The sequence below is a fragment of the Streptomyces sp. NPDC001678 genome, from assembly GCF_042892945.1.
In the GTDB taxonomy this organism is placed as follows: Bacteria; Actinomycetota; Actinomycetes; order Streptomycetales; family Streptomycetaceae; genus Streptomyces.
On sequence record NZ_JBIAUP010000002.1, the window covers coordinates 84,451 to 101,723 of the forward strand.

The following is a 17,273-nucleotide window of genomic DNA, read 5'->3' on the forward strand; positions in this document are numbered from 1 at the left end:
GGGGGGCCTGGGGCGGGGGCCCGCGTCCCGTGCTGGAAGCGGCCGCATTTCCTTAACGCCATGTGGACGTTACCCGCGATTAAACCTCGGTTGCGAGCCTTGGTGAATGCAGCCCGCCGCGCCCCGCGCCTCCGAACGACGGCTCCGCGCCGCCCCCGCGTCGCCCTCCGACGCGCCCGTGCGGCCACCGGCGCGGAACAATGAAGACATGAGCCAGTCGTCCAGCGCACAGGCACACGACAGCACCGACTCCACCGAATCGGTGGGTTTCATCGCCGCCCACCGCCCGAAGGCCGCCGTGGTCGCGGGCGTGCCCCGGCTCGGGCCCGATCTCGACACGTACGAGATCAAGGATCTCGACGACGGGGACGAGGGCGACGGCCGTGTGGACGCCGAGCCGCTGCCCGACGGCCGCTTCCTGGACCGGGAGCGCAGCTGGCTCGCCTTCAACGAACGGGTGCTGGAACTGGCGGAGGATCCGGCCACCCCCCTGCTGGAACGCGCCAATTTCCTGGCGATCTTCGCCAGCAATCTCGACGAGTTCTTCATGGTCCGCGTCGCCGGCCTCAAGCGCCGCATCGCCACCGGCGTCGCCACCCGCTCCGCCTCCGGCCTCCAGCCGCGCGAGGTCCTGGAGCTGATCTGGACCCGCTCCCGGGAGCTCATGGCCCGGCACGCCGCCTGCTACCAGCAGGACGTCGCCCCCGAGCTGGCCGAGCAGGGCATCCACCTGATCCGCTGGAACGAGCTGACCGAGAAGGAGCAGGGCAGGCTCTTCACCCTCTTCCGGCAGCAGATCTTCCCCGTGCTCACCCCGCTCGCCGTCGACCCCGCGCACCCCTTCCCGTACATCTCGGGGCTCTCGCTCAACCTCGCCGTGGTCGTCCGCAACCCCGTGAGCGGCCATGACCACTTCGCGCGCGTGAAGGTGCCGCCGCTGCTGCCGCGCTTCCTGGAGGTCTCCCCGCAGCGGTACGTCCCGCTGGAGGACGTCATCGCGGCCCACCTCGAAGAGCTCTTCCCCGGCATGGACGTGCTCGCGCACCACATGTTCCGGGTGACGCGCAACGAGGACCTGGAGGTCGAGGAGGACGACGCGGAGAACCTCCTCCAGGCCCTGGAGAAGGAGCTCATGCGGCGCCGCTTCGGCCCGCCCGTACGGCTGGAGGTCGAGGAGACCATCGACCCGTACGTGCTCGACCTGCTCGTCCGCGAGCTGAAGATCAGCGACGCCGAGGTCTATCCGCTGCCCGGCCCGCTGGACCTCACCGCGCTCTTCGCCATCGGCTCCCTGGACCGGCCCGAGCACAAGTACCCGAAGTTCGTCGCGGGCACCCACCGTGACCTCGCCGAGGTGGAGTCCGCCTCCGCGCCCGACATCTTCGCGGCGCTGCGGGAGCGCGACGTCCTGCTGCACCACCCCTACGACTCGTTCTCCACCTCCGTCCAGGCCTTCCTGGAGCAGGCCGCCGCCGACCCGGACGTCCTGGCCATCAAACAGACCCTCTACCGGACCTCCGGCGACTCGCCGATCGTCGACGCGCTCATAGACGCGGCCGAATCCGGCAAGCAGGTCCTCGTCCTCGTCGAGATCAAGGCGCGCTTCGACGAGCAGGCCAACATCAAATGGGCCCGGAAGCTGGAGGAGGCCGGCTGCCACGTCGTCTACGGGCTGGTGGGGCTCAAGACCCACTGCAAGCTGTCGCTGGTCGTCCGTCAGGAAGGCGACACCCTGCGCCGCTACGCCCACGTGGGCACCGGCAACTACCACCCCAAGACGGCCCGGCTCTACGAGGACTTCGGCCTGCTCACCGCCGACCCGCAGGTCGGCGCGGACCTCTCCGACCTCTTCAACCGCCTCTCCGGCTACTCCCGGCGCGAGACCTACCGGCGGCTGCTCGTCGCCCCCAAGTCCCTGCGCGACGGGCTGATCTCCCGGATCGGCAAGGAGGTCGCCCACCACCGCGCCGGACGGCCCGCGTACATCCGCATCAAGGTCAACTCGATGGTGGACGAGGCCGTCATCGACGCCCTGTACCGCGCCTCGCGCGCCGGGGTGCCGGTGGACGTCTGGGTGCGCGGCATCTGCGCGCTGCGGCCGGGCGTGGTGGGCCTCTCGGAGCACATCCGGGTCCGCAGCATCCTCGGCCGGTTCCTGGAACACTCCCGCCTCTTCGCCTTCGGCAACGGTGGCGAGCCCGAAGTGTGGCTCGGCAGCGCCGACATGATGCACCGCAACCTCGACCGCCGCATCGAGGCCCTCGTCCGGGTCACCGACCCCGGCCACCGGGCCTCCCTCAACCGGCTGCTGGAACTCGGCGTCTCCGACCGCACGGCCTCCTGGCACCTGGGCCCGGACGGCAACTGGACCCGGCACGCCACCGATGCCGACGGCCGGCCGCTGCGCAATGTGCAGGAGATGCTCATCGACGCCCGGAGGCGCCGGCGTGGCTCAGCGACCTCATGACCCGCCGGTTACGGTCACCGCGCCGGCGTCCGTGCCCGGGGAGTACGAAGTGATGACGACGGAACGTTCCGGAGGGCGGACCGCACTCGACGGCGGCGCCCCCCACGGCCTGGAGGCGGCCACCGCCGGGGACGTCCTCTCCGGCTACCTCCACACCCAGGCCACCGAATTCCTGCGCAGCCTGCGGCTGCACGGCGAGAGCCGCTCCGACGCCGAGGACGCGGGCGAGGCGGTCCGGCTGCTGCGGCGCTCCGCGCGCCGCGTCGCCGGCACGCTCCACGTCTACCGGCCGCTCACGGACGTCGCCTGGACGGATCAGCTCCGCACCGAACTGGTGTGGCTCTCGGACGTACTTGGCCGCGAACACGCCTACACGGCCCGGCTGGCCCGGCTGCGGGGCGCGCTGCACCGGCTGTCCGGCGCGGACGGCACCCCGACCGTGGGCGCCGCGCGCGCCGGGGCGCTGCTGGACCGTCAGCTGACCCTGGCCCGCACCCGCGCCCACTCGGCGGCCCTCCAGGCACTGGGCTCGGCGCGCTTCCACGGCGTCGCGGACTCGGTCGCCGTGCTGGCCTCCGAGGTGCCGCTGGACCCCGCCGCGCACGAGATGCCCGCCGGCGAGGCCCTGACCCGCCTGGCGGAACAGATCCAGCGGCGGCTCACCGAGGCGGTCGACGCGCTGCCCCTGTCGGCGGCCGGCCTGCCGTACAACGCCGAGGCCCTCACCTGCGGGCTGGCCGCGACGCCCACCGCCGACGCCCCGGCCGCCGAGGCCCGCCAGGACGCGCCCTGGCAGCAGGTGCGGCGCCTGGTCCGGCTGCGGCGCTACGCCCAGGAGGTCCTGGACGAGCAGCGGCAGTCGGAAGCGGAACCGTCCCTGTCGGTGCGGCTGCTCAGCGCGGGCCAGGCCCTGGACCGCCACCGCGACGCCGCCGAGGCCGCCGCCGCGGCGGCCTCGGCCGCCCGCACCCCGCGCATCGCCCCGGCGACGGCGTACGCCCTGGGCGTCCTCCACGCCGACCAGCGGCACGAGGTGGAGGCGGCGCGCTTCACGTTCGGCCGGATCTGGCAGCGGATCTGATGGCGGGGGCGGGAGTGGTGCGGGCGGCGGGGTGCGTGTTGTGGCGCCGGGCGCCCGGGGGGATCGAGCTGGCGCTCGTCCACCGGCCGAAGTACGACGACTGGTCGCTGCCGAAGGGCAAGCTCAAGCGGGGTGAGGATCCGCTGCTGGGTGCTCTGCGGGAGGTCCTGGAGGAGACGGGCATGCACTGCGCGGTGGGTGCGCGGCTGCCCACGTCCCGCTATGTGGTGGACGGGCGGCCGAAGGAGGTCCGGTACTGGTCGGCGGAGATGACGGGGGGATTCTTCGAGCCGAACCGGGAGGTGGACCAGTTGGTGTGGTTGCCACCCCTGGAAGCGCGGGCGCGCCTTACGAACGAACGGGACCGGCCGCTCGTGGACGCGCTGTGCGCTGCGCTGGGCCTTTGCCCCTGACCCGCCCTTTCACCGTTTCCTTCAGGGGCTCCGCCCCCGAACCCCCGGCCCTCAAACGCCGGGCGGGCTGATTTCAGCCCGCCAAATCCAGCCCCGCCGGCGTTTGAGGCGCGGGGTCTGGGGCGGAGCCCCAGGAAACGGTGAAAGGGCGGGGTTGGGGCCCCTCACCCACCCGGCGCCAGCGCTTCCCACCGGACGGTGAGTTCGCCCTGACGCCAGCGCGCCGGGCCATCCACCACGGGCCAGTCCGCCCGCAACGCCCCCGCCGTCCGAATCCACCGCTGCCGCGCACTGAGCGCCCCGTACGGCGCGAACGCCGCCCACGCCCGGTCGAAGTCCCGCAGGAACGCGTGCACCGGCTCGCCGGGAACGTTCCGGTGGATCAGCGCCTTCGGCAGCCGCTCGGCGAGGTCGGACGGCATGCCCAAGGAGCCCAAGCGCGCCGCGAACGTAATAGTGCGCGGCCCCTCCGGCCCCAGCGCCACCCACACGTGCCGGCGCCCGATCTCGTCGCACGTGCCCTCGACGAGCAGCCCGTCCGGCGCCAGCCGCCCGCACAGCCGCTCCCAGACGGCGACGACCTCGCCCTCGTCGTACTGCCGCAGTACGTTCGCGGCGCGGATCAGCAGCGCGCGCCGTCCCGCGTCCCCGGGCAGGGGGACCTCGAACCCGCCGTGGAGGAAGGCCAGCCCGTCCCGTTCGTACGGCTTCGCGGCCGCGACCCGCGCGGGGTCGATCTCGATGCCCACGACCTCCGCGTCCGCCCGCACCGGCCGCAGTCGGCCCAGCAGCTCCACGGCCGTCCACGGCGCGGCGCCGTAGCCGAGGTCGACGGCCACGGGGTCGGCGGAGCGCCGCAGCGCGGCCGCGTGGGTGGCGGCGATCCAGCGGTCCATGCGACGCAGCCGGTTGGGGTTGGTGGTGCCGCGGGTGGCGGAGCCGATGGGGCGCAGAGCTCTAGCCACGGTGCTCGTCCCATGCCCGCGTGTCGGAGACGTTCGCGGCGGCCTGCCGCCCCGCCTCGGCGGGGTCGCGGTCGCGCAGCGCGGCCAGCAGGGTCTCGTGGCCGACGGGGTCCGCGCCCTGGAAGCCGGACGTGGACCAGGCCTCGGCCATGGCCGCCCGCAGCGGCCCGGCGAGGTTGCGGTAGAGCTCGGCGAGCAGCGCGTTGCCGGAGGCGTCGGCGACGCCGGAGTGGAAGTCCCAGTCGGCGGTGATCCACGCCTCGAAGTCGCCGGCCTCCCACGCGGTGGTGCGCCGCCGCAGCGCGTCGGCGAGCGTGTCGAGCGCCGCGTCGTCGGCGCGCGCGGCGGCGAGGCGGGCGGCCTGTGCGTCCAGCCCCTCGCGCACCTCAAGGAGCTGGCCGAGGTCGCTGCCGCCGTAGAGCCGGGTCACCGCGCCGGACAGCTCGCTCTTGGCCTTGACGTACGTGCCGTCGCCGCGCCGCACCTCCAGCAGCCCGGTGTGGGCGAGCGCGCGCACGGCCTCGCGGACGGTGCCGCGCGCGACCTGGAGCCGGCGCATCAGCTCGGGCTCGGGCGGGATGCGGCTGCCGACGGGCCAGTCGCCGGAGGCGATCCGGGCCCGGATCCGTTCGATGACCTCGTCGGAGAGCGCCGGGCGGCGCACCGGTTCGAGGGCGGGGTCGGCGGGGTCGGCGGTCATGCGGCCACGGTACCGGCTGGCCGGAGAGCACATCGCACGTCGCACGTTGGACATCAAACGTCAGACGTCTTACGTTTGCCCTCATGGCCCAGAACACCGCCAGCCCCACCCCCACCCCCACCTCCGCCTCCGCCATGGCCACGCCCCGCACCCGCGCCGGCCTGCTCACCGCCGTCGCCGTGCTCCTCATCGCCCTCAACCTCCGCCTCGGCATGAGCAGCGCCGCCGCCCTCCTGGACGCCCTCCGCGCGGACCTGGGCTTCTCGCCCCTCGTCGCGGCGCTGCTGCCCACGCTGCCGTCGCTCTGCTTCGCCGCCGCGGGCGCCGGTACGGGCGCGCCGGCCCGCCGGCTCGGCGCGGAGCGCACGGTCCTCGCGGCCGTCGCCGCGCTGACCGCCGGGCTGGCGGTACGGGCCGTACCGGCCACGTGGGCGCTGCTGGCCGGCACCGTGCTCGGGATGTCCGGGCTCGCGCTGTGCAACGTCCTGCTGCCCACGCTCGTCCGCACCCACTTCCCCGGGCGCGTCGGCCTGCTCACCGGCCTCTGCACCACCGCCCTCGCCTTGGGGGCGACGCTCGCCTCCGCCGTGGCCGTCCCCGTGGCGGGGGCCGTGGGCTCGCCGTCGCTGGGCCTCGCGGTCTGGGCGCTGCCCGCGCTGGTGGCGACGGCCGTCTGGGCCGCCCGGACGGGCGTACGGACACGGACGCCCGACGTCGCCGTGGCCCCGGAGGAGCGCATCTCCCCGTGGGCCATGGCCCGCACCCGCCTGGGCGCGCTGGTCACCGCCTATTTCGGCCTCCAGGCGCTCAACGCCTACGCCATCACCGGCTGGCTGCCCTCGCTGCTGTCCGGTCACGGCATGTCCGAGGGCGCGGCGGGCGTCGTGCTGGCGGTCGCCCAGGCCGTGGGCATACCCGTGTCCTTCGCGGTCCTGGCCCTGGCCAAGGGCCCGGCGGGGCTGCGCGGGGCGTTCGCGGCCGTCTCGGCGGCGATGCTCGCCGGCTTCGCCGGGCTGCTCGTGGCGCCCATGGCGTTGCCCCTGGTGTGGGCGGTGCTGGTGGGGCTGGGGCTGTGCTCGTTTCCGCTGGTCCTCACCGTGATCGCACAGAGCGGCAGCGGTCCCGCGCAGACCACGGCGCTGTCGACGCTCGCCCAGTCCCTCGGCTATCTGCTGGCCGCGTCCGGCCCCCTCGCCGTGGGCCTGCTGCGCGACGCCACCGGCGGCTGGACGGCCCCCATGGCGCTGCTCCTGGCGACGGCGGCGGCCCAGATGGCAGCGGGCATCGCCCTCACGCGCCGCCGCCCGTAGCGATTTGACCAGGGCTTTGCGTCACTGTTTGGTAAAGGGGAAATGGGAGCCGGTCCATCCGGTGTTGCACCGTCGGACAGGCGATGGACGCCCCAGGGACGGTCCCTCAGCGGGCGGACGGAGGACAGACGGTGAGCCAGTACGCATCCCGGCTCGGCGCCCGCCGTGGCCGTACGCTCGGCCACTTCCCCAAGCCCCAGCTCCGGCGCCTCGGCGCCCCCCGGCGCCCGCGCCGCGTGGCCATGCTCAGCGTGCACACCTCCCCGCTCCACCAGCCCGGCACGGGCGACGCGGGCGGCATGAACGTCTACATCGTCGAGCTCGCCAAGCGGCTCGCCGAGATCGACATCGAGGTGGAGATCTTCACCCGTGCCACCACCGCCGCCCTCCCGCCCACCGTGGAGCTGGCCCCCGGCGTCCTGGTGCGCCACATCGACGCGGGCCCTTACGAGGGCCTGGCCAAGGAGGAGCTGCCCGCGCAGCTGTGCGCCTTCACCCACGGCGTGATGCGGGCCTGGGCGGGCCACCGGCCCGGCCACTACGACCTCGTCCACTCCCACTACTGGCTCTCCGGCCACGTCGGCTGGCTCGCCGCCGAGCGGTGGGGCGTGCCGCTCGTCCACGCCATGCACACCATGGCCAAGGTCAAGAACGCCGCGCTCGCCGTCGGCGACACCCCCGAACCCGCGGCCCGCGTCATCGGCGAGACCCAGATCGTCCGCGCCGCCGACCGGCTCATCGCCAACACCCGTGGCGAGGCCGACGAGCTCGTCCACCACTACGACGCCGACCCGGGGAAGGTCGCCGTCGTCCACCCCGGCGTCAACCTCGACCGCTTCCGTCCGGCGGGAGGCCGGGCCGCCGCCCGGGAGCGGCTGGGCCTGCCCGCCGACGCCCTGATACCGCTCTTCGCCGGACGTATCCAGCCCCTCAAGGCCCCGGACGTGCTGCTGCGCGCTGTCGCGGTGCTGCTGGACCGGCGCCCCGAGCTGCGCTCGCGCATCGTCGTCCCCGTGGTCGGCGGCCCCAGCGGCAGCGGCCTCGCCAAGCCCGAGGGCCTCCAGAAGCTGGCGGCCCGCCTGGGCATCGCCGACGTCGTCCGCTTCCGCCCGCCCGTCGGCCAGGACCGCCTCGCCGACTGGTACCGCGCCGCGTCCGTGCTGGTCATGCCCTCGTACAGCGAGTCCTTCGGCCTCGTCGCCATCGAGGCCCAGGCCTGTGCCACCCCGGTCGTCGCGGCGGCCGTCGGCGGCCTGCCCGTGGCCGTGTGCGAGGGGGTCAGCGGCTTCCTCGTCGACGGTCACGACCCGGCCGACTACGCCACCGCGCTCGCCCGCTTCGCCGACGACCCGGCCCTGGCCGGCACCATGGGCGCGGCCGCCGCCGACCACGCCCGCTCCTTCGGCTGGGGCGCGGCGGCCGCCGCCACGGCGGACGTCTACACCGCCGCGATCGCCGAGCGCCGCCGCCGGCTGCGCGGGGCGCACGTCTGACGTCCCGGCCGGTCAGCCCCCGGGGGGCCGCGTCCCAGCGGGTCAGACCCCCGGGGCCGCGGGACGGGAGGCGCGCGCCACGGCGAAGAGGACCAGCCCGCACGCCGTCACGAGCAGCCACCCGGGCCGGGACGCCGCGGCGAGACCGGCGGGTCCGACGCCCGTGACCAGGCCCCCCGCGATCGCGATGCCGACCGCCGAACCGACCTGCCGCGCGGTGGAGGTGATCGCCCCGGCCACCCCGGCACGGGACGGCGGCAGTCCACCGACGGCGGTGTTGGTGATCGGCGCGTTGGCGAACCCGAACCCGATGCCGATGAGCAGATAGGCGAGCAGGAGCAGCAGGACGCTCGTGTCCCGGCCGGTACCCACCATGCACAGCCCGCCGGCGGCGATGAACCCGCCCGCGAGGACGAGCGGCCGTCGCGGCCCGAGCCGCCCCACCAGCGCGCCGGACCACGGCGCGCACAGGGTCGCCCCGAGCGCCATGGGCAGGGCCGCCGTGCCCGCCGCGAGCGGCGTCCAGCCGCGGGCGTGCTGGAGCTGGAACGTGGTGAGCAACAGGGTCACGTTCAGCGCGACGAATACCGCCACGGCGCCGAGTGCCGCCATGGCGAAGGGCGGCCGCCGGAAGAGCCCGAGCTCCATCAAGGGTTCGGGCTGTCGCAGCTCGACCCGTACGAACCCGGCCGCCATGACCCCGATCAGGGTGTAGCCGACCGCCGCCAGGGGCGACGTCCAGCCGATGCGGGGTCCTTCGATGAGCACGCCGACCGACAGGCCCAAGGCCGCCGTGAGCAGCGCCTGCCCGGGCAGATCGAGCCGCCGGGCCCGCTCTCCCTGGGACTCCGGTACGAACAAGGCGACCAGGACGAGCGCGGCGACCACGACCGGCCCGTTGATCCAGAACACCGACCGCCAGCCGAACGCCGCGATGAGCCCCCCGCCCGCGACCGGCCCCGCCGCCATGCTCAGCCCGAACACCGCCGCCCACACACCGATCGCCCGTGCCCGCTCCCGGGGGTCCGGCATCGCGTTCACCACGATCGCCAGCGCCACGGGGCTCAGCATCGAGGCCCCCACCCCCTGCACGGCCCGCGCCACGACGAGAAACCCGAGCGACGGCGCGACCGCGCACGCGAGCGACGCGACCCCGAAGACGCTCAGCCCGGCCTGGAACACCCGCCGCCGCCCGAACCGGTCCGCGAGCGCGCCCGACGCGATGAGGAGGGCGGCCAGGACCACGGTGTAGGCGTCGACGACCCACTCCAGAGCACGGGTGCCCACGCCCAGACCGTGCCCGATCCGGGGCAGGCCCACGTTCACGATCGTGGTGTCCAGGCCGACCAGGAACATGCTCAGCGCACAGACGACCAGCACGGTCCAGCGCCTGCGCGCGCTCAATACGGGTGGGGCGGCCAAGGCGGCCGGGGATGTCGTCGTCATGGGCGACATGCTCGGGCCTGGTGGCAAAACCGCCCTAACTTTTTTGCCGAAACCGCAACAGCTGCCGCTGCCCGGCCGGCATAGGTTCGGGCAGCGCCGACGGCGGCACGAAGCGGAGCGCTGTGAACTCCGGTTCGGCCTGCCCCGCGCGCCGCGTGGGCAGCTCGACGCGGGACAGCTGCTCCGGGCTCAGCGACCCGCAGTCGACGAGGGTGTCGCCGTCTACGACAGCGCGTTTCTCGCCTGGCGGGAGCGCGAGGTGGAGGATTCGGCGGACGTGATACGCGGCGGCGTCGGCCTCGGACTCGTACGGGCCGGCGTCGCCGCCGGGCAGCACCCACTCGCGCGTTATGCCGCATCGCAGGATCAGCAGACGGCCGGTCCGGTCGGTGACGTGGGCGTATACGGCCATGGTCGGTCGTCCCTCTTCCCTGGGTGGGCGTGCGGGGATGCTCCCCGAACCGCCCTTCGGGCGTGGGGAGTTGCGCCACCGAAGCGGCGATGCCACGGGAAGCTAGCCGGTGCGCTACGGCGTCGCAAGGGTTTTACGTCGAACGGGTGCGACGAGATATGCCGACGCCCCCCTGTGGCCGCTGACAGAGGGGCGTTCGCTCGCGTGCGTCACTTCTTCCGGGGGGTAAGACCTCCGGCCTTGACGCCTATCAGGAGGCCCCGGAGCTTGCCGGGGGCGGTGGTGAGGACGAGGCTCGGGGTGTCGCTTTCGCGCACGAGGACGGTCTCACCCGATCGGGAGAGTTCCACGCACTCGTTCCCCTCGGTGGAAAACGAAGACTTTTGCCACTTAAATTCCGACATCCTGCGCCTTTACAGTGATTGGGCGATGGCGTGCATGAGGTCACGCGTCTGCTCTGGGGTGAGGGAAATGCTCTCCGTCTGGTCCAGAACGGAGCGGTAGTTCGCAAGGTGCGTTTCTGCGTCCAGCAAAGCACTGCCGTGGGCGACGTCAAGGTGCACCGTGTCCAGCTGGGGGACCGGCCCGGAGGCGTACATCGTCGAGAGCCCCGCGCTGTGGAAGCCGCCGGCGGCGAAAGGGATCGCGCGGACGGTGATGTTTTCCCGCTCCGACGCCTCGATGACGTGCTCCAACTGCCGCCGGGTGACTTTCGCACCGCCGAATTCCACGCGCATGGCCGCTTCATGGATGAGGAAAGTGCAGTGGGGCGGCTCGGTCTTGTCGAGAATGTCTCGGCGTCGCATTCGGTAGGAGAGCCTGCGGCGCAGCTCTGTCGGGGCCGGGGTGGGGACGGCCGTGGACAGAACCGCCTTCGCGTAGTCCTCGGTCTGCAATAGCCCCGGCATATGCAGGAGCTGTGCTGTACGGAGCCTGCGGGCGTGGTATTCGAGCTCGGCCACGTTCAGAGCTCCTACGGCGACGGCTCCCCGGTACTCCTCCCACCAGCCTTTGACGCGCTCCTCGGCCATCCGCGCCAGCGCGTCCACGTAGGCCTGGTCCGCGCACTCGTAGATGCGCGCAAGCGCGCGGACCCGCTCAGCGCTCACGCCGAAGCGACCGGCCTCGATATTGCTGATGCCCGTTCGGTTCGTGCCCAGTTGCTCGGCGGCGACTGGAGCGCTCATCCCGGCGTGCTCGCGCAGTTTGCGCAACTCCGCGCCCAGGCGCTGCTGTCGTGCGGTGGGCGCTGCTCTCGGTGGCATGTCCCGGCCTCCCCATGGTCGCGCCCATGCTGTCACGTTGGATCGCTGGGCGACAGGATCGGCTAACGGGTTTACCTGAACCAGTAGCAGAGGTTCGACGAACTGCCCTATCGTCCTGGGCACACCGCACACTCACGTCGGGAAGACCCGAAGTGCAGCCGCCTGCATGTCCGTTGGGGCACCCGGGGGGCGGCCGAGCCACGGACGGGCGTGAGGTGTGTGGTCCGCGACCGTTGGGAGAAACCCATGCGTACAGCCATGCTCAGAACCCCCGACACCACCCGCGATGCCACCGCCGGGACCGAGGCCTACCGCTTCGTCACCCCCGCGACCCCGCCATCCGTCAGAGTCGCCCGCGACGTCGTACGGGCGGTCCTGACGGCGACGGCGTCGCCACCGCCCGCCGCCCTGATCGAGGACGCGCGCGTGTGCGTGTCCGATGCCGTCACGTACATGATCCCGCGCATCCTCGGCCCCCTCGCCGTCGAGATCATGCTGCTGCCGCCGCGCGTCGTCGTCGCCGTGGGGACGGACAACCCCGAGGGGGCGCCCGTCGAGTACGGGAGACGGCCGGACGACCACCCGCGCCTGACCCTGCTGCGCAGGCTCGGCGCCGCGTCCGGGGTGACGTGGACGTGGGGCGCGGGGCACCAGGTGACCGGCAAACGGGTCTGGTTCGAGCTCCACGACGCGGACGCGCGCGTTCCGGAGGCCGTGCCATGGCCGTAGTCGTCGGTGTGGCCGTCCTCGCGGCAGCGGTTCTCTTCCTCGCAGGGCTCCTGCGGTGGTGGTTCCCGCTGCCTCCCGGCCACGGGCGGCACGCCCGCCCCTCGTCGCGCGCCCCGCGTCGCCTACGCTCGGCACATGTCCGACACCGACGCGAAGACCACGATCGAGCAGGCGCTCCGCGAGGCGGGCCTCGAATGGGAGAGCCCGGCCGGCTCCGACGGCACGTACGTCGTCAAGCTCCCCGGCACGCGCAAGCTCTCGACGACCGTCTCCCTGGTCGTCGGCAACCACTCACTGTCCGTCAACGCCTTCGTCGTACGGTGCCCCGACGAGAACCACGCGGCCGTGCACCGCTGGCTGCTGGAGCGCAACACCAAGCTCTACGGGCTCGCGTACGCCGTCGACCGGCTCGGGGACGTCTACCTCGTCGGGCGGCTGCCGCTGGCGGCCGTGACGCCCGACGAGGTGGACCGCATCCTGGGGCAGGTCCTGGAGCACGCGGACGGCAGCTTCAACACGCTGCTGGAGATGGGGTTCGCCAGCGCGATCCGAAAGGAATACGCGTGGCGCACGGCGCGCGGCGAGTCGACGCGCAACCTCGACGCGTTCGCGCGCCTGACGCGTGACGAGGTGCCGTAGCGGTAGGGAGCCCCGGTCCCACTGGCGTCAGGCCGACGCCGCCTCCGCCGGTGTGGCCGGGGCCGCTCCGGGCGCCCCCGAGGCGCCGACGGCGCCTTCCGCCGGAAGCCCCCGCATCAAGCCCCAGTACCCGGCGGCCGCCACCGTGCCGACGACCGCGCACCCCGCCCACAGCACCTCCGACCCGAACTCGTCGATCACGGACCCGCCCGCCAGCGGGGCGACCAGCGACGCGAGGGACCAGGAGAGGGTGTAGACGCCCTGGTAGCGACCCCGTCCCTGGGCGGGGGAGAGGCGGACCACGAGCCCCATCTGGGTGGGCGAGTTGATGATCTCCGCCAGGGTCCAGACGCAGATGGTCAGCGCGTACACGCCCAGCGAGCCCGCGAAGGCGGTGAGCCCGAAGCCGTAGCCGGCCAGCAGGGCGGAGATCACGAGCAGCCGCTGGGGGTCGCGGTGCTCGATGAAGCGGGTCACGGGGATCTGGAGGGCGACGATCAGGACGCCGTTGACGGCGATGACCATGCCGTAGTCGCTGCTGGAGAAGCCGTCCTTGCCCATGGCCACCGGCAGGGCCACCGAGTGCTGCATAAAGATCAGGGCCATCAGGAAGGACAGCCCGACGACGCCCATGAAGCGCCGGTCGCGCAGCACCGTCCCCAGCCCGACCGCAGCCTCGTCGGCCGCTTCCTTCGCCCCCGGCTCGGGCCGGGTCTCGGGGAGCTTGAGGAAGACCAGGACCGCGCAGGCGAGGGTCAGGACGGCCTCGCCGAGGAAGCCGATCAGATAGCTGTACTGGGCGATGACACCGGCCACGAGCGAGGAGAACGCGAAGCCCAGGTTGATGGCCCAGTAGTTGAGCGCGAACGCGCGGACGCGGTCCTCGGGGGCGACGATGTCGGCCATCATCGCCTGGACGGCCGGACGGGAGGCGTTGCTGGTCACGCCCACCAGGAAGGCGACGGCCGCGATGGCGGCGGGCTGCTGGACGAAGCCGAGCAGCGCCACGGTGGCGGCGGTGGACACCTGGGCGATCAGCAGCGTGGGGCGGCGGCCGAGCCGGTCGGTCATCACCCCGGCGCCGAGGGAGGAGACGACCTGGCCGAGCCCGTGCAGCGCGGCGACGAATCCGGCGTAGGAGGCGGAGTAGCCCCGGTCGACGGTCAGGTAGAGCGCCAGGAACGTGGCGACGAAGGCGCCCATCCGGTTGATCAGGGTTGATGTCCACAGCCACCAGAACGCCCGGGGCAGCCCCGAGACGCTCTGCCTCGCGGCCCGCCCGATACTCGCGACCGACATTCCCGCGCCCCCCGAAAGTAAGTGGTACTAAGCTCTCCGCACCTTACGTATGTGATCGTGTCCACGCCATTCAATTGACGATCGGCGTCAATCGTCCCGGGCGCGGGCAGCTCGCACGGTCGATTACGCTCAAGGGCATGGCCGACGCACCGTACAAGCTGATCCTCCTCCGCCACGGCGAGAGCGAATGGAACGCGAAGAACCTGTTCACCGGCTGGGTGGACGTCAACCTCAACGAGAAGGGCGAGAAGGAGGCGGTCCGGGGCGGTGAGCTCCTCAAGGACGCCGGCCTGCTCCCGGACGTGGTCCACACGTCCCTCCAGAAGCGCGCGATCCGCACCGCGCAGCTCGCGCTGGAGTCCGCCGACCGCCACTGGATCCCGGTCCACCGCTCCTGGCGGCTGAACGAGCGCCACTACGGCGCCCTCCAGGGCAAGGACAAGGCCCAGACGCTGGCCGAGTTCGGCGAGGAGCAGTTCATGCTCTGGCGCCGCTCGTACGACACCCCGCCGCCGGCGCTCGAGGACGGCAGCGAGTTCTCGCAGAGCGACGACCCGCGCTACGCCTCGATCCCGAGCGAGCTGCGCCCGCGCACCGAGTGCCTCAAGGACGTCGTCACGCGGATGCTGCCGTACTGGTACGACGGCATCGTCCCGGACCTGATCGCCGGCCGCACCGTCCTGGTCGCCGCGCACGGCAACTCGCTGCGCGCCCTGGTCAAGCACCTCGACGGCATCTCCGACGCCGACATCGCGGGCCTGAACATCCCGACCGGCATCCCGCTCGCCTACGAGCTCGACGCCGACTTCCGCCCGGTCGTCCCCGGCGGCACGTACCTCGACCCGGAGGCCGCCAAGGCCGCCATCGAGGCCGTGAAGAACCAGGGCAAGAAGAAGTAACGCTCACCCGAGCCCCCTGCCCGCGGTCTCCGCGGGCAGGGGCTTCGGCGTACCCACCCGCCGGCGGCGTGCCCTACTCGCCGGACTCGCGCAGGAGGTAGCCGGCGCGGACGCGGGTGCGGGCGCCCAGGCGGTTCATGATCTCGGCGATGTGCCGCTGGCAGGTCCGCACCGACATGCCCATGCGGCGGGCGATGGCCTTGTCGTCCTCCCCGGCGATCAGCAGCCGGACGATGTCGGACTTCACGGCGTCCGACGCGGCGATGGCCGGCCCGCGGCCCAGCTTCGCGGGGAAGGGCGTGCCCTGCACCCACAGCCGCTCGAAGGTGCCGGCCATGAAGTCGACGGTGCTGAGGTCCCGGACGAGCACCGCGCCGCGCGGGTCGTCGCGCAGCGGGATGACGGCGACGCTCCCGTCGACGAGCAGGACCCGTTCGACGCGGTCCCCCAGCGTGCGGACCTCGGCGCCCAGCGCGGTCACCCGCTCGACGCGGGCGACCGCCGGGAGGCTGAACTGCGTGGTGTGCTGGCACAGGACCCGCATCCGCACCCCGCGCGCGAGGGCCGCCTCGACGCGCTCCGGGGACTCCCACGGCACGCCCTCCTGCCGTGTCCCGCCCGGCTGGGCGACGAGGATCTCCCGCGCCGCGTGCTCGACCAGATCGTCGACGCGGGCGCGGACCTCGCCGGGACCGGTGACGATCTCGGTGCTCTCCCCGCGCAGCCGGTGCACGATCCCGTCGTGGTACAGGTCGGACAGGGCGGAGAGCTCTCCCCGCACCTGCGCCAGCGCCTCCTGCAGTTCGGCGACCTTCTGGGCGGCGGGCTTCAGGACGTGCAGTTCGGCGCTGTCCGGGGAGACGGCGGTCAGCCGGGTCGGCTCGCCCTCCGCCCAGCGCAGCAGGCGCAGCCGCAGCAGGACCCGGACGGACTCCGCGACGTCGCCCTCCGGCCGGCCCGTCAGCCGGATCAGCTCGGACAGCGAGACGCTCGTGGCGCGCGTCGTGTACTCGTAGATCTCCACGGCGCCCGGCTCCAGGGGCGCGAGCGCCGCGAGCTGCTGGATGTCCACCCTCTGGACGTCCGTCCTGGGGAACAGCACATCGAGGTCCTGCGGATTGGTCGTCACCCCTGTGCCTCCTGCCGGTGGGCTACCAGCGCTTGGTTTCGCCGATGAAGTCCGGGATCCGGACGGCGCTGCCCTGCCGCCGGGCCTCGTGGAGGACGTGGTGGCCGACGGCGAGGTCGAGGATGCCCAGACCGAAGGGGGAGAAGACGGTGGGCTTCTCCGGGTCGAGGGCCACGTTCCCCTGGAGCAGCGCGCCGAGGGTGCCGGTGATGAAGTCGCGGCCGCCCGTGAGCCGCTCCGCCAGGTGCGGCGAGGTCTGCGCCTTGAGGCAGTGGTCGACGTCGTCGACGACGTTGTTGCAGCGCAGCAGCAGTTCGGGGGCGAGGTCGCGGAGCGAGACGTTCAGCAGGACCTGGCCGGGCCGCAGCGCGGTGTCCGCGGGCACGTAGGGCGTCGCCGCCGTGGTCGCGAAGACCACCAGGTCGCGGGAGAGGACCTCGTCGAGGCCGCCCGTGGTGGCGGGCACGCCCATGCGGGCCGTCGCGTGTCCGGCCAGGTGGCCCGCGCTCGTGGGGTCGAGGTCGTGCACCAGGACGTCCGCGACCTTCACGCCGTTCGCGTGGAGGTAGTCGAGGATGGTGCGGGCGATGACGCCCGCGCCGACGACGCCGAGCCGCACCGGCCCGGTGGAGGTGATCAGTTCGGCGGCCGCGACGGCGGCGGACGCGGCGGTGCGGACGGCGCTGATGCCCGCCGCCTCCAGGCAGGCGAGCGGGTAGCCGGTGGCGTAGTCGTTCAGCAGCAGCGTCGCCGAGGCGCGCGGCAGCCCCTGCTGGACGTTGTCGGGGAAGCTGGCGATCCACTTCATGCCGATGGTGTCCACGTCGCCGCCGAGGTACGAGGGCAGCGCGATGACCCGGGCGTTGGGCTTCTCCGGGAAGCGCAGGAAGTAGCTGTCGGGGTTCACCGAGAGCCCTCGCTCGTGGGCGACGTAGGTGTCGGCGACGATGCGCAGGACGTCCTTGTGGGCGTCGGCGAGGAGCGCGGAGACGGCCGCGCCGGGCACGACGAAGAAGTCGGACATGG

At 73.1% G+C, this 17,273-nt stretch carries 17 protein-coding genes; 8 read left to right on the top strand and 9 right to left on the bottom strand.

Features of this window, described 5'->3' with window-relative positions:
- The first annotated feature begins 208 nt into the window (after nucleotides 1-208).
- The 3 genes from ACFYZR_RS03915 to ACFYZR_RS03925 are packed head-to-tail and all read left to right on the top strand — an operon-like array spanning nucleotide 209 to nucleotide 3,961.
- Nucleotides 209-2,467, top strand: a complete 2,259-nt coding sequence (locus tag ACFYZR_RS03915; protein ID WP_391904605.1) for an RNA degradosome polyphosphate kinase — start codon at nucleotides 209-211, stop codon at nucleotides 2,465-2,467.
- A gap of 52 nt (nucleotides 2,468-2,519) precedes the next feature.
- Nucleotides 2,520-3,548: a CHAD domain-containing protein gene (locus ACFYZR_RS03920; RefSeq protein ID WP_391904607.1), complete on the top strand. Its 1,029-nt coding sequence runs from the start codon at nucleotides 2,520-2,522 to the stop codon at nucleotides 3,546-3,548.
- On the top strand, nucleotides 3,548-3,961 hold the full coding sequence (locus tag ACFYZR_RS03925; protein ID WP_391904610.1) for an NUDIX hydrolase: 414 nt from the start codon (nucleotides 3,548-3,550) through the stop codon (nucleotides 3,959-3,961). The genes ACFYZR_RS03920 and ACFYZR_RS03925 overlap by 1 nt, the downstream gene beginning before the upstream one ends.
- 164 nt (nucleotides 3,962-4,125) lie before the next feature.
- On the opposite strand, the gene ACFYZR_RS03930 is transcribed toward ACFYZR_RS03925, so the two are convergent.
- Complete coding sequence (locus ACFYZR_RS03930; protein WP_391904613.1) at nucleotides 4,126-4,926, bottom strand: class I SAM-dependent methyltransferase; 801 nt, start codon at nucleotides 4,924-4,926, stop codon at nucleotides 4,126-4,128.
- The gene (locus tag ACFYZR_RS03935) at nucleotides 4,919-5,626 is read right to left on the bottom strand and encodes a FadR/GntR family transcriptional regulator (protein ID WP_391904616.1); all 708 of its coding nucleotides are present in this window, start codon (nucleotides 5,624-5,626) and stop codon (nucleotides 4,919-4,921) included. Before ACFYZR_RS03935 ends, ACFYZR_RS03930 begins: the two co-directional genes overlap by 8 nt.
- A gap of 83 nt (nucleotides 5,627-5,709) precedes the next feature.
- Between ACFYZR_RS03935 and ACFYZR_RS03940 the strand changes: the two genes are divergently transcribed.
- Nucleotides 5,710-6,936, top strand: coding sequence for an MFS transporter (locus ACFYZR_RS03940; RefSeq protein WP_391904619.1), 1,227 nt, complete (start codon nucleotides 5,710-5,712; stop codon nucleotides 6,934-6,936).
- Nucleotides 6,937-7,067: 131 nt separating this feature from the next.
- Nucleotides 7,068-8,429 (top strand): D-inositol-3-phosphate glycosyltransferase, encoded by a 1,362-nt coding sequence (gene mshA / locus ACFYZR_RS03945; protein WP_391904622.1) that lies wholly within the window; start codon nucleotides 7,068-7,070, stop codon nucleotides 8,427-8,429.
- A 42-nt stretch (nucleotides 8,430-8,471) separates the two neighbouring features.
- Here mshA and ACFYZR_RS03950 read toward each other — a convergent pair whose 3' ends face one another.
- The 4 genes from ACFYZR_RS03950 to ACFYZR_RS03965 all read right to left on the bottom strand — a co-directional run bounded on the left by ACFYZR_RS03950 (nucleotide 8,472) and on the right by ACFYZR_RS03965 (nucleotide 11,552).
- Nucleotides 8,472-9,875, bottom strand: coding sequence for an MFS transporter (locus ACFYZR_RS03950; protein WP_391904625.1), 1,404 nt, complete (start codon nucleotides 9,873-9,875; stop codon nucleotides 8,472-8,474).
- A 34-nt stretch (nucleotides 9,876-9,909) separates the two neighbouring features.
- Nucleotides 9,910-10,287, bottom strand: coding sequence for a hypothetical protein (locus ACFYZR_RS03955; RefSeq protein WP_391904627.1), 378 nt, complete (start codon nucleotides 10,285-10,287; stop codon nucleotides 9,910-9,912).
- A gap of 209 nt (nucleotides 10,288-10,496) precedes the next feature.
- The gene (locus tag ACFYZR_RS03960) at nucleotides 10,497-10,691 is read right to left on the bottom strand and encodes a DUF397 domain-containing protein (protein WP_391904630.1); all 195 of its coding nucleotides are present in this window, start codon (nucleotides 10,689-10,691) and stop codon (nucleotides 10,497-10,499) included.
- 9 nt (nucleotides 10,692-10,700) lie between these two features.
- Entirely contained in the window at nucleotides 10,701-11,552 is an 852-nt protein-coding gene (locus ACFYZR_RS03965; protein WP_391904633.1) for a Scr1 family TA system antitoxin-like transcriptional regulator, read from the bottom strand.
- A 246-nt stretch (nucleotides 11,553-11,798) separates the two neighbouring features.
- Here ACFYZR_RS03965 and ACFYZR_RS03970 point away from each other — a divergent pair, with 246 nt between their 5' ends.
- Nucleotides 11,799-12,281: a hypothetical protein gene (locus ACFYZR_RS03970; protein WP_391904635.1), complete on the top strand. Its 483-nt coding sequence runs from the start codon at nucleotides 11,799-11,801 to the stop codon at nucleotides 12,279-12,281.
- Between the two features lie 135 nt (nucleotides 12,282-12,416).
- Nucleotides 12,417-12,920 carry a YbjN domain-containing protein gene (locus ACFYZR_RS03975; protein WP_391904638.1) on the top strand — a complete coding sequence of 168 codons (504 nt, stop codon included), beginning with the start codon at nucleotides 12,417-12,419 and terminating at the stop codon, nucleotides 12,918-12,920.
- Nucleotides 12,921-12,947: 27 nt separating this feature from the next.
- Here the strand turns inward: ACFYZR_RS03975 and ACFYZR_RS03980 are convergent, their stop codons facing one another.
- Nucleotides 12,948-14,219 carry an MDR family MFS transporter gene (locus tag ACFYZR_RS03980; protein ID WP_391904641.1) on the bottom strand — a complete coding sequence of 424 codons (1,272 nt, stop codon included), beginning with the start codon at nucleotides 14,217-14,219 and terminating at the stop codon, nucleotides 12,948-12,950.
- A 137-nt stretch (nucleotides 14,220-14,356) separates the two neighbouring features.
- Between ACFYZR_RS03980 and ACFYZR_RS03985 the strand changes: the two genes are divergently transcribed.
- On the top strand, nucleotides 14,357-15,118 hold the full coding sequence (locus ACFYZR_RS03985; RefSeq protein WP_391904644.1) for a phosphoglyceromutase: 762 nt from the start codon (nucleotides 14,357-14,359) through the stop codon (nucleotides 15,116-15,118).
- A 73-nt stretch (nucleotides 15,119-15,191) separates the two neighbouring features.
- Here the strand turns inward: ACFYZR_RS03985 and ACFYZR_RS03990 are convergent, their stop codons facing one another.
- Nucleotides 15,192-16,247 (bottom strand): LuxR C-terminal-related transcriptional regulator, encoded by a 1,056-nt coding sequence (locus ACFYZR_RS03990; protein ID WP_391904647.1) that lies wholly within the window; start codon nucleotides 16,245-16,247, stop codon nucleotides 15,192-15,194.
- Between the two features lie 22 nt (nucleotides 16,248-16,269).
- Nucleotides 16,270-17,271 carry a 2,3-diaminopropionate biosynthesis protein SbnB gene (gene sbnB, locus ACFYZR_RS03995; RefSeq protein WP_391904650.1) on the bottom strand — a complete coding sequence of 334 codons (1,002 nt, stop codon included), beginning with the start codon at nucleotides 17,269-17,271 and terminating at the stop codon, nucleotides 16,270-16,272.
- Between the last annotated feature and the right edge of the window lie 2 nt (nucleotides 17,272-17,273).

Excerpts from the sequence above, each read along its gene's own strand:
- ACFYZR_RS03915 (WP_391904605.1), top strand. The coding sequence starts at position 209 with ATGAGCCAGTCGTCCAGCGCACAGGCACACGACAGCACCGACTCCACC.
- ACFYZR_RS03920 (WP_391904607.1), top strand. The coding sequence starts at position 2,520 with ATGACGACGGAACGTTCCGGAGGGCGGACCGCACTCGACGGCGGCGCC.
- ACFYZR_RS03925 (WP_391904610.1), top strand. The coding sequence starts at position 3,548 with ATGGCGGGGGCGGGAGTGGTGCGGGCGGCGGGGTGCGTGTTGTGGCGC.
- ACFYZR_RS03935 (WP_391904616.1), bottom strand. The coding sequence starts at position 5,626 with ATGACCGCCGACCCCGCCGACCCCGCCCTCGAACCGGTGCGCCGCCCG.
- ACFYZR_RS03940 (WP_391904619.1), top strand. The coding sequence starts at position 5,710 with ATGGCCCAGAACACCGCCAGCCCCACCCCCACCCCCACCTCCGCCTCC.
- ACFYZR_RS03950 (WP_391904625.1), bottom strand. The coding sequence starts at position 9,875 with ATGACGACGACATCCCCGGCCGCCTTGGCCGCCCCACCCGTATTGAGC.
- ACFYZR_RS03955 (WP_391904627.1), bottom strand. The coding sequence starts at position 10,287 with ATGGCCGTATACGCCCACGTCACCGACCGGACCGGCCGTCTGCTGATC.
- ACFYZR_RS03960 (WP_391904630.1), bottom strand. The coding sequence starts at position 10,691 with ATGTCGGAATTTAAGTGGCAAAAGTCTTCGTTTTCCACCGAGGGGAAC.
- ACFYZR_RS03965 (WP_391904633.1), bottom strand. The coding sequence starts at position 11,552 with ATGCCACCGAGAGCAGCGCCCACCGCACGACAGCAGCGCCTGGGCGCG.
- ACFYZR_RS03970 (WP_391904635.1), top strand. The coding sequence starts at position 11,799 with ATGCGTACAGCCATGCTCAGAACCCCCGACACCACCCGCGATGCCACC.
- ACFYZR_RS03975 (WP_391904638.1), top strand. The coding sequence starts at position 12,417 with ATGTCCGACACCGACGCGAAGACCACGATCGAGCAGGCGCTCCGCGAG.
- ACFYZR_RS03980 (WP_391904641.1), bottom strand. The coding sequence starts at position 14,219 with ATGTCGGTCGCGAGTATCGGGCGGGCCGCGAGGCAGAGCGTCTCGGGG.
- ACFYZR_RS03985 (WP_391904644.1), top strand. The coding sequence starts at position 14,357 with ATGGCCGACGCACCGTACAAGCTGATCCTCCTCCGCCACGGCGAGAGC.
- sbnB (WP_391904650.1), bottom strand. The coding sequence starts at position 17,271 with ATGTCCGACTTCTTCGTCGTGCCCGGCGCGGCCGTCTCCGCGCTCCTC.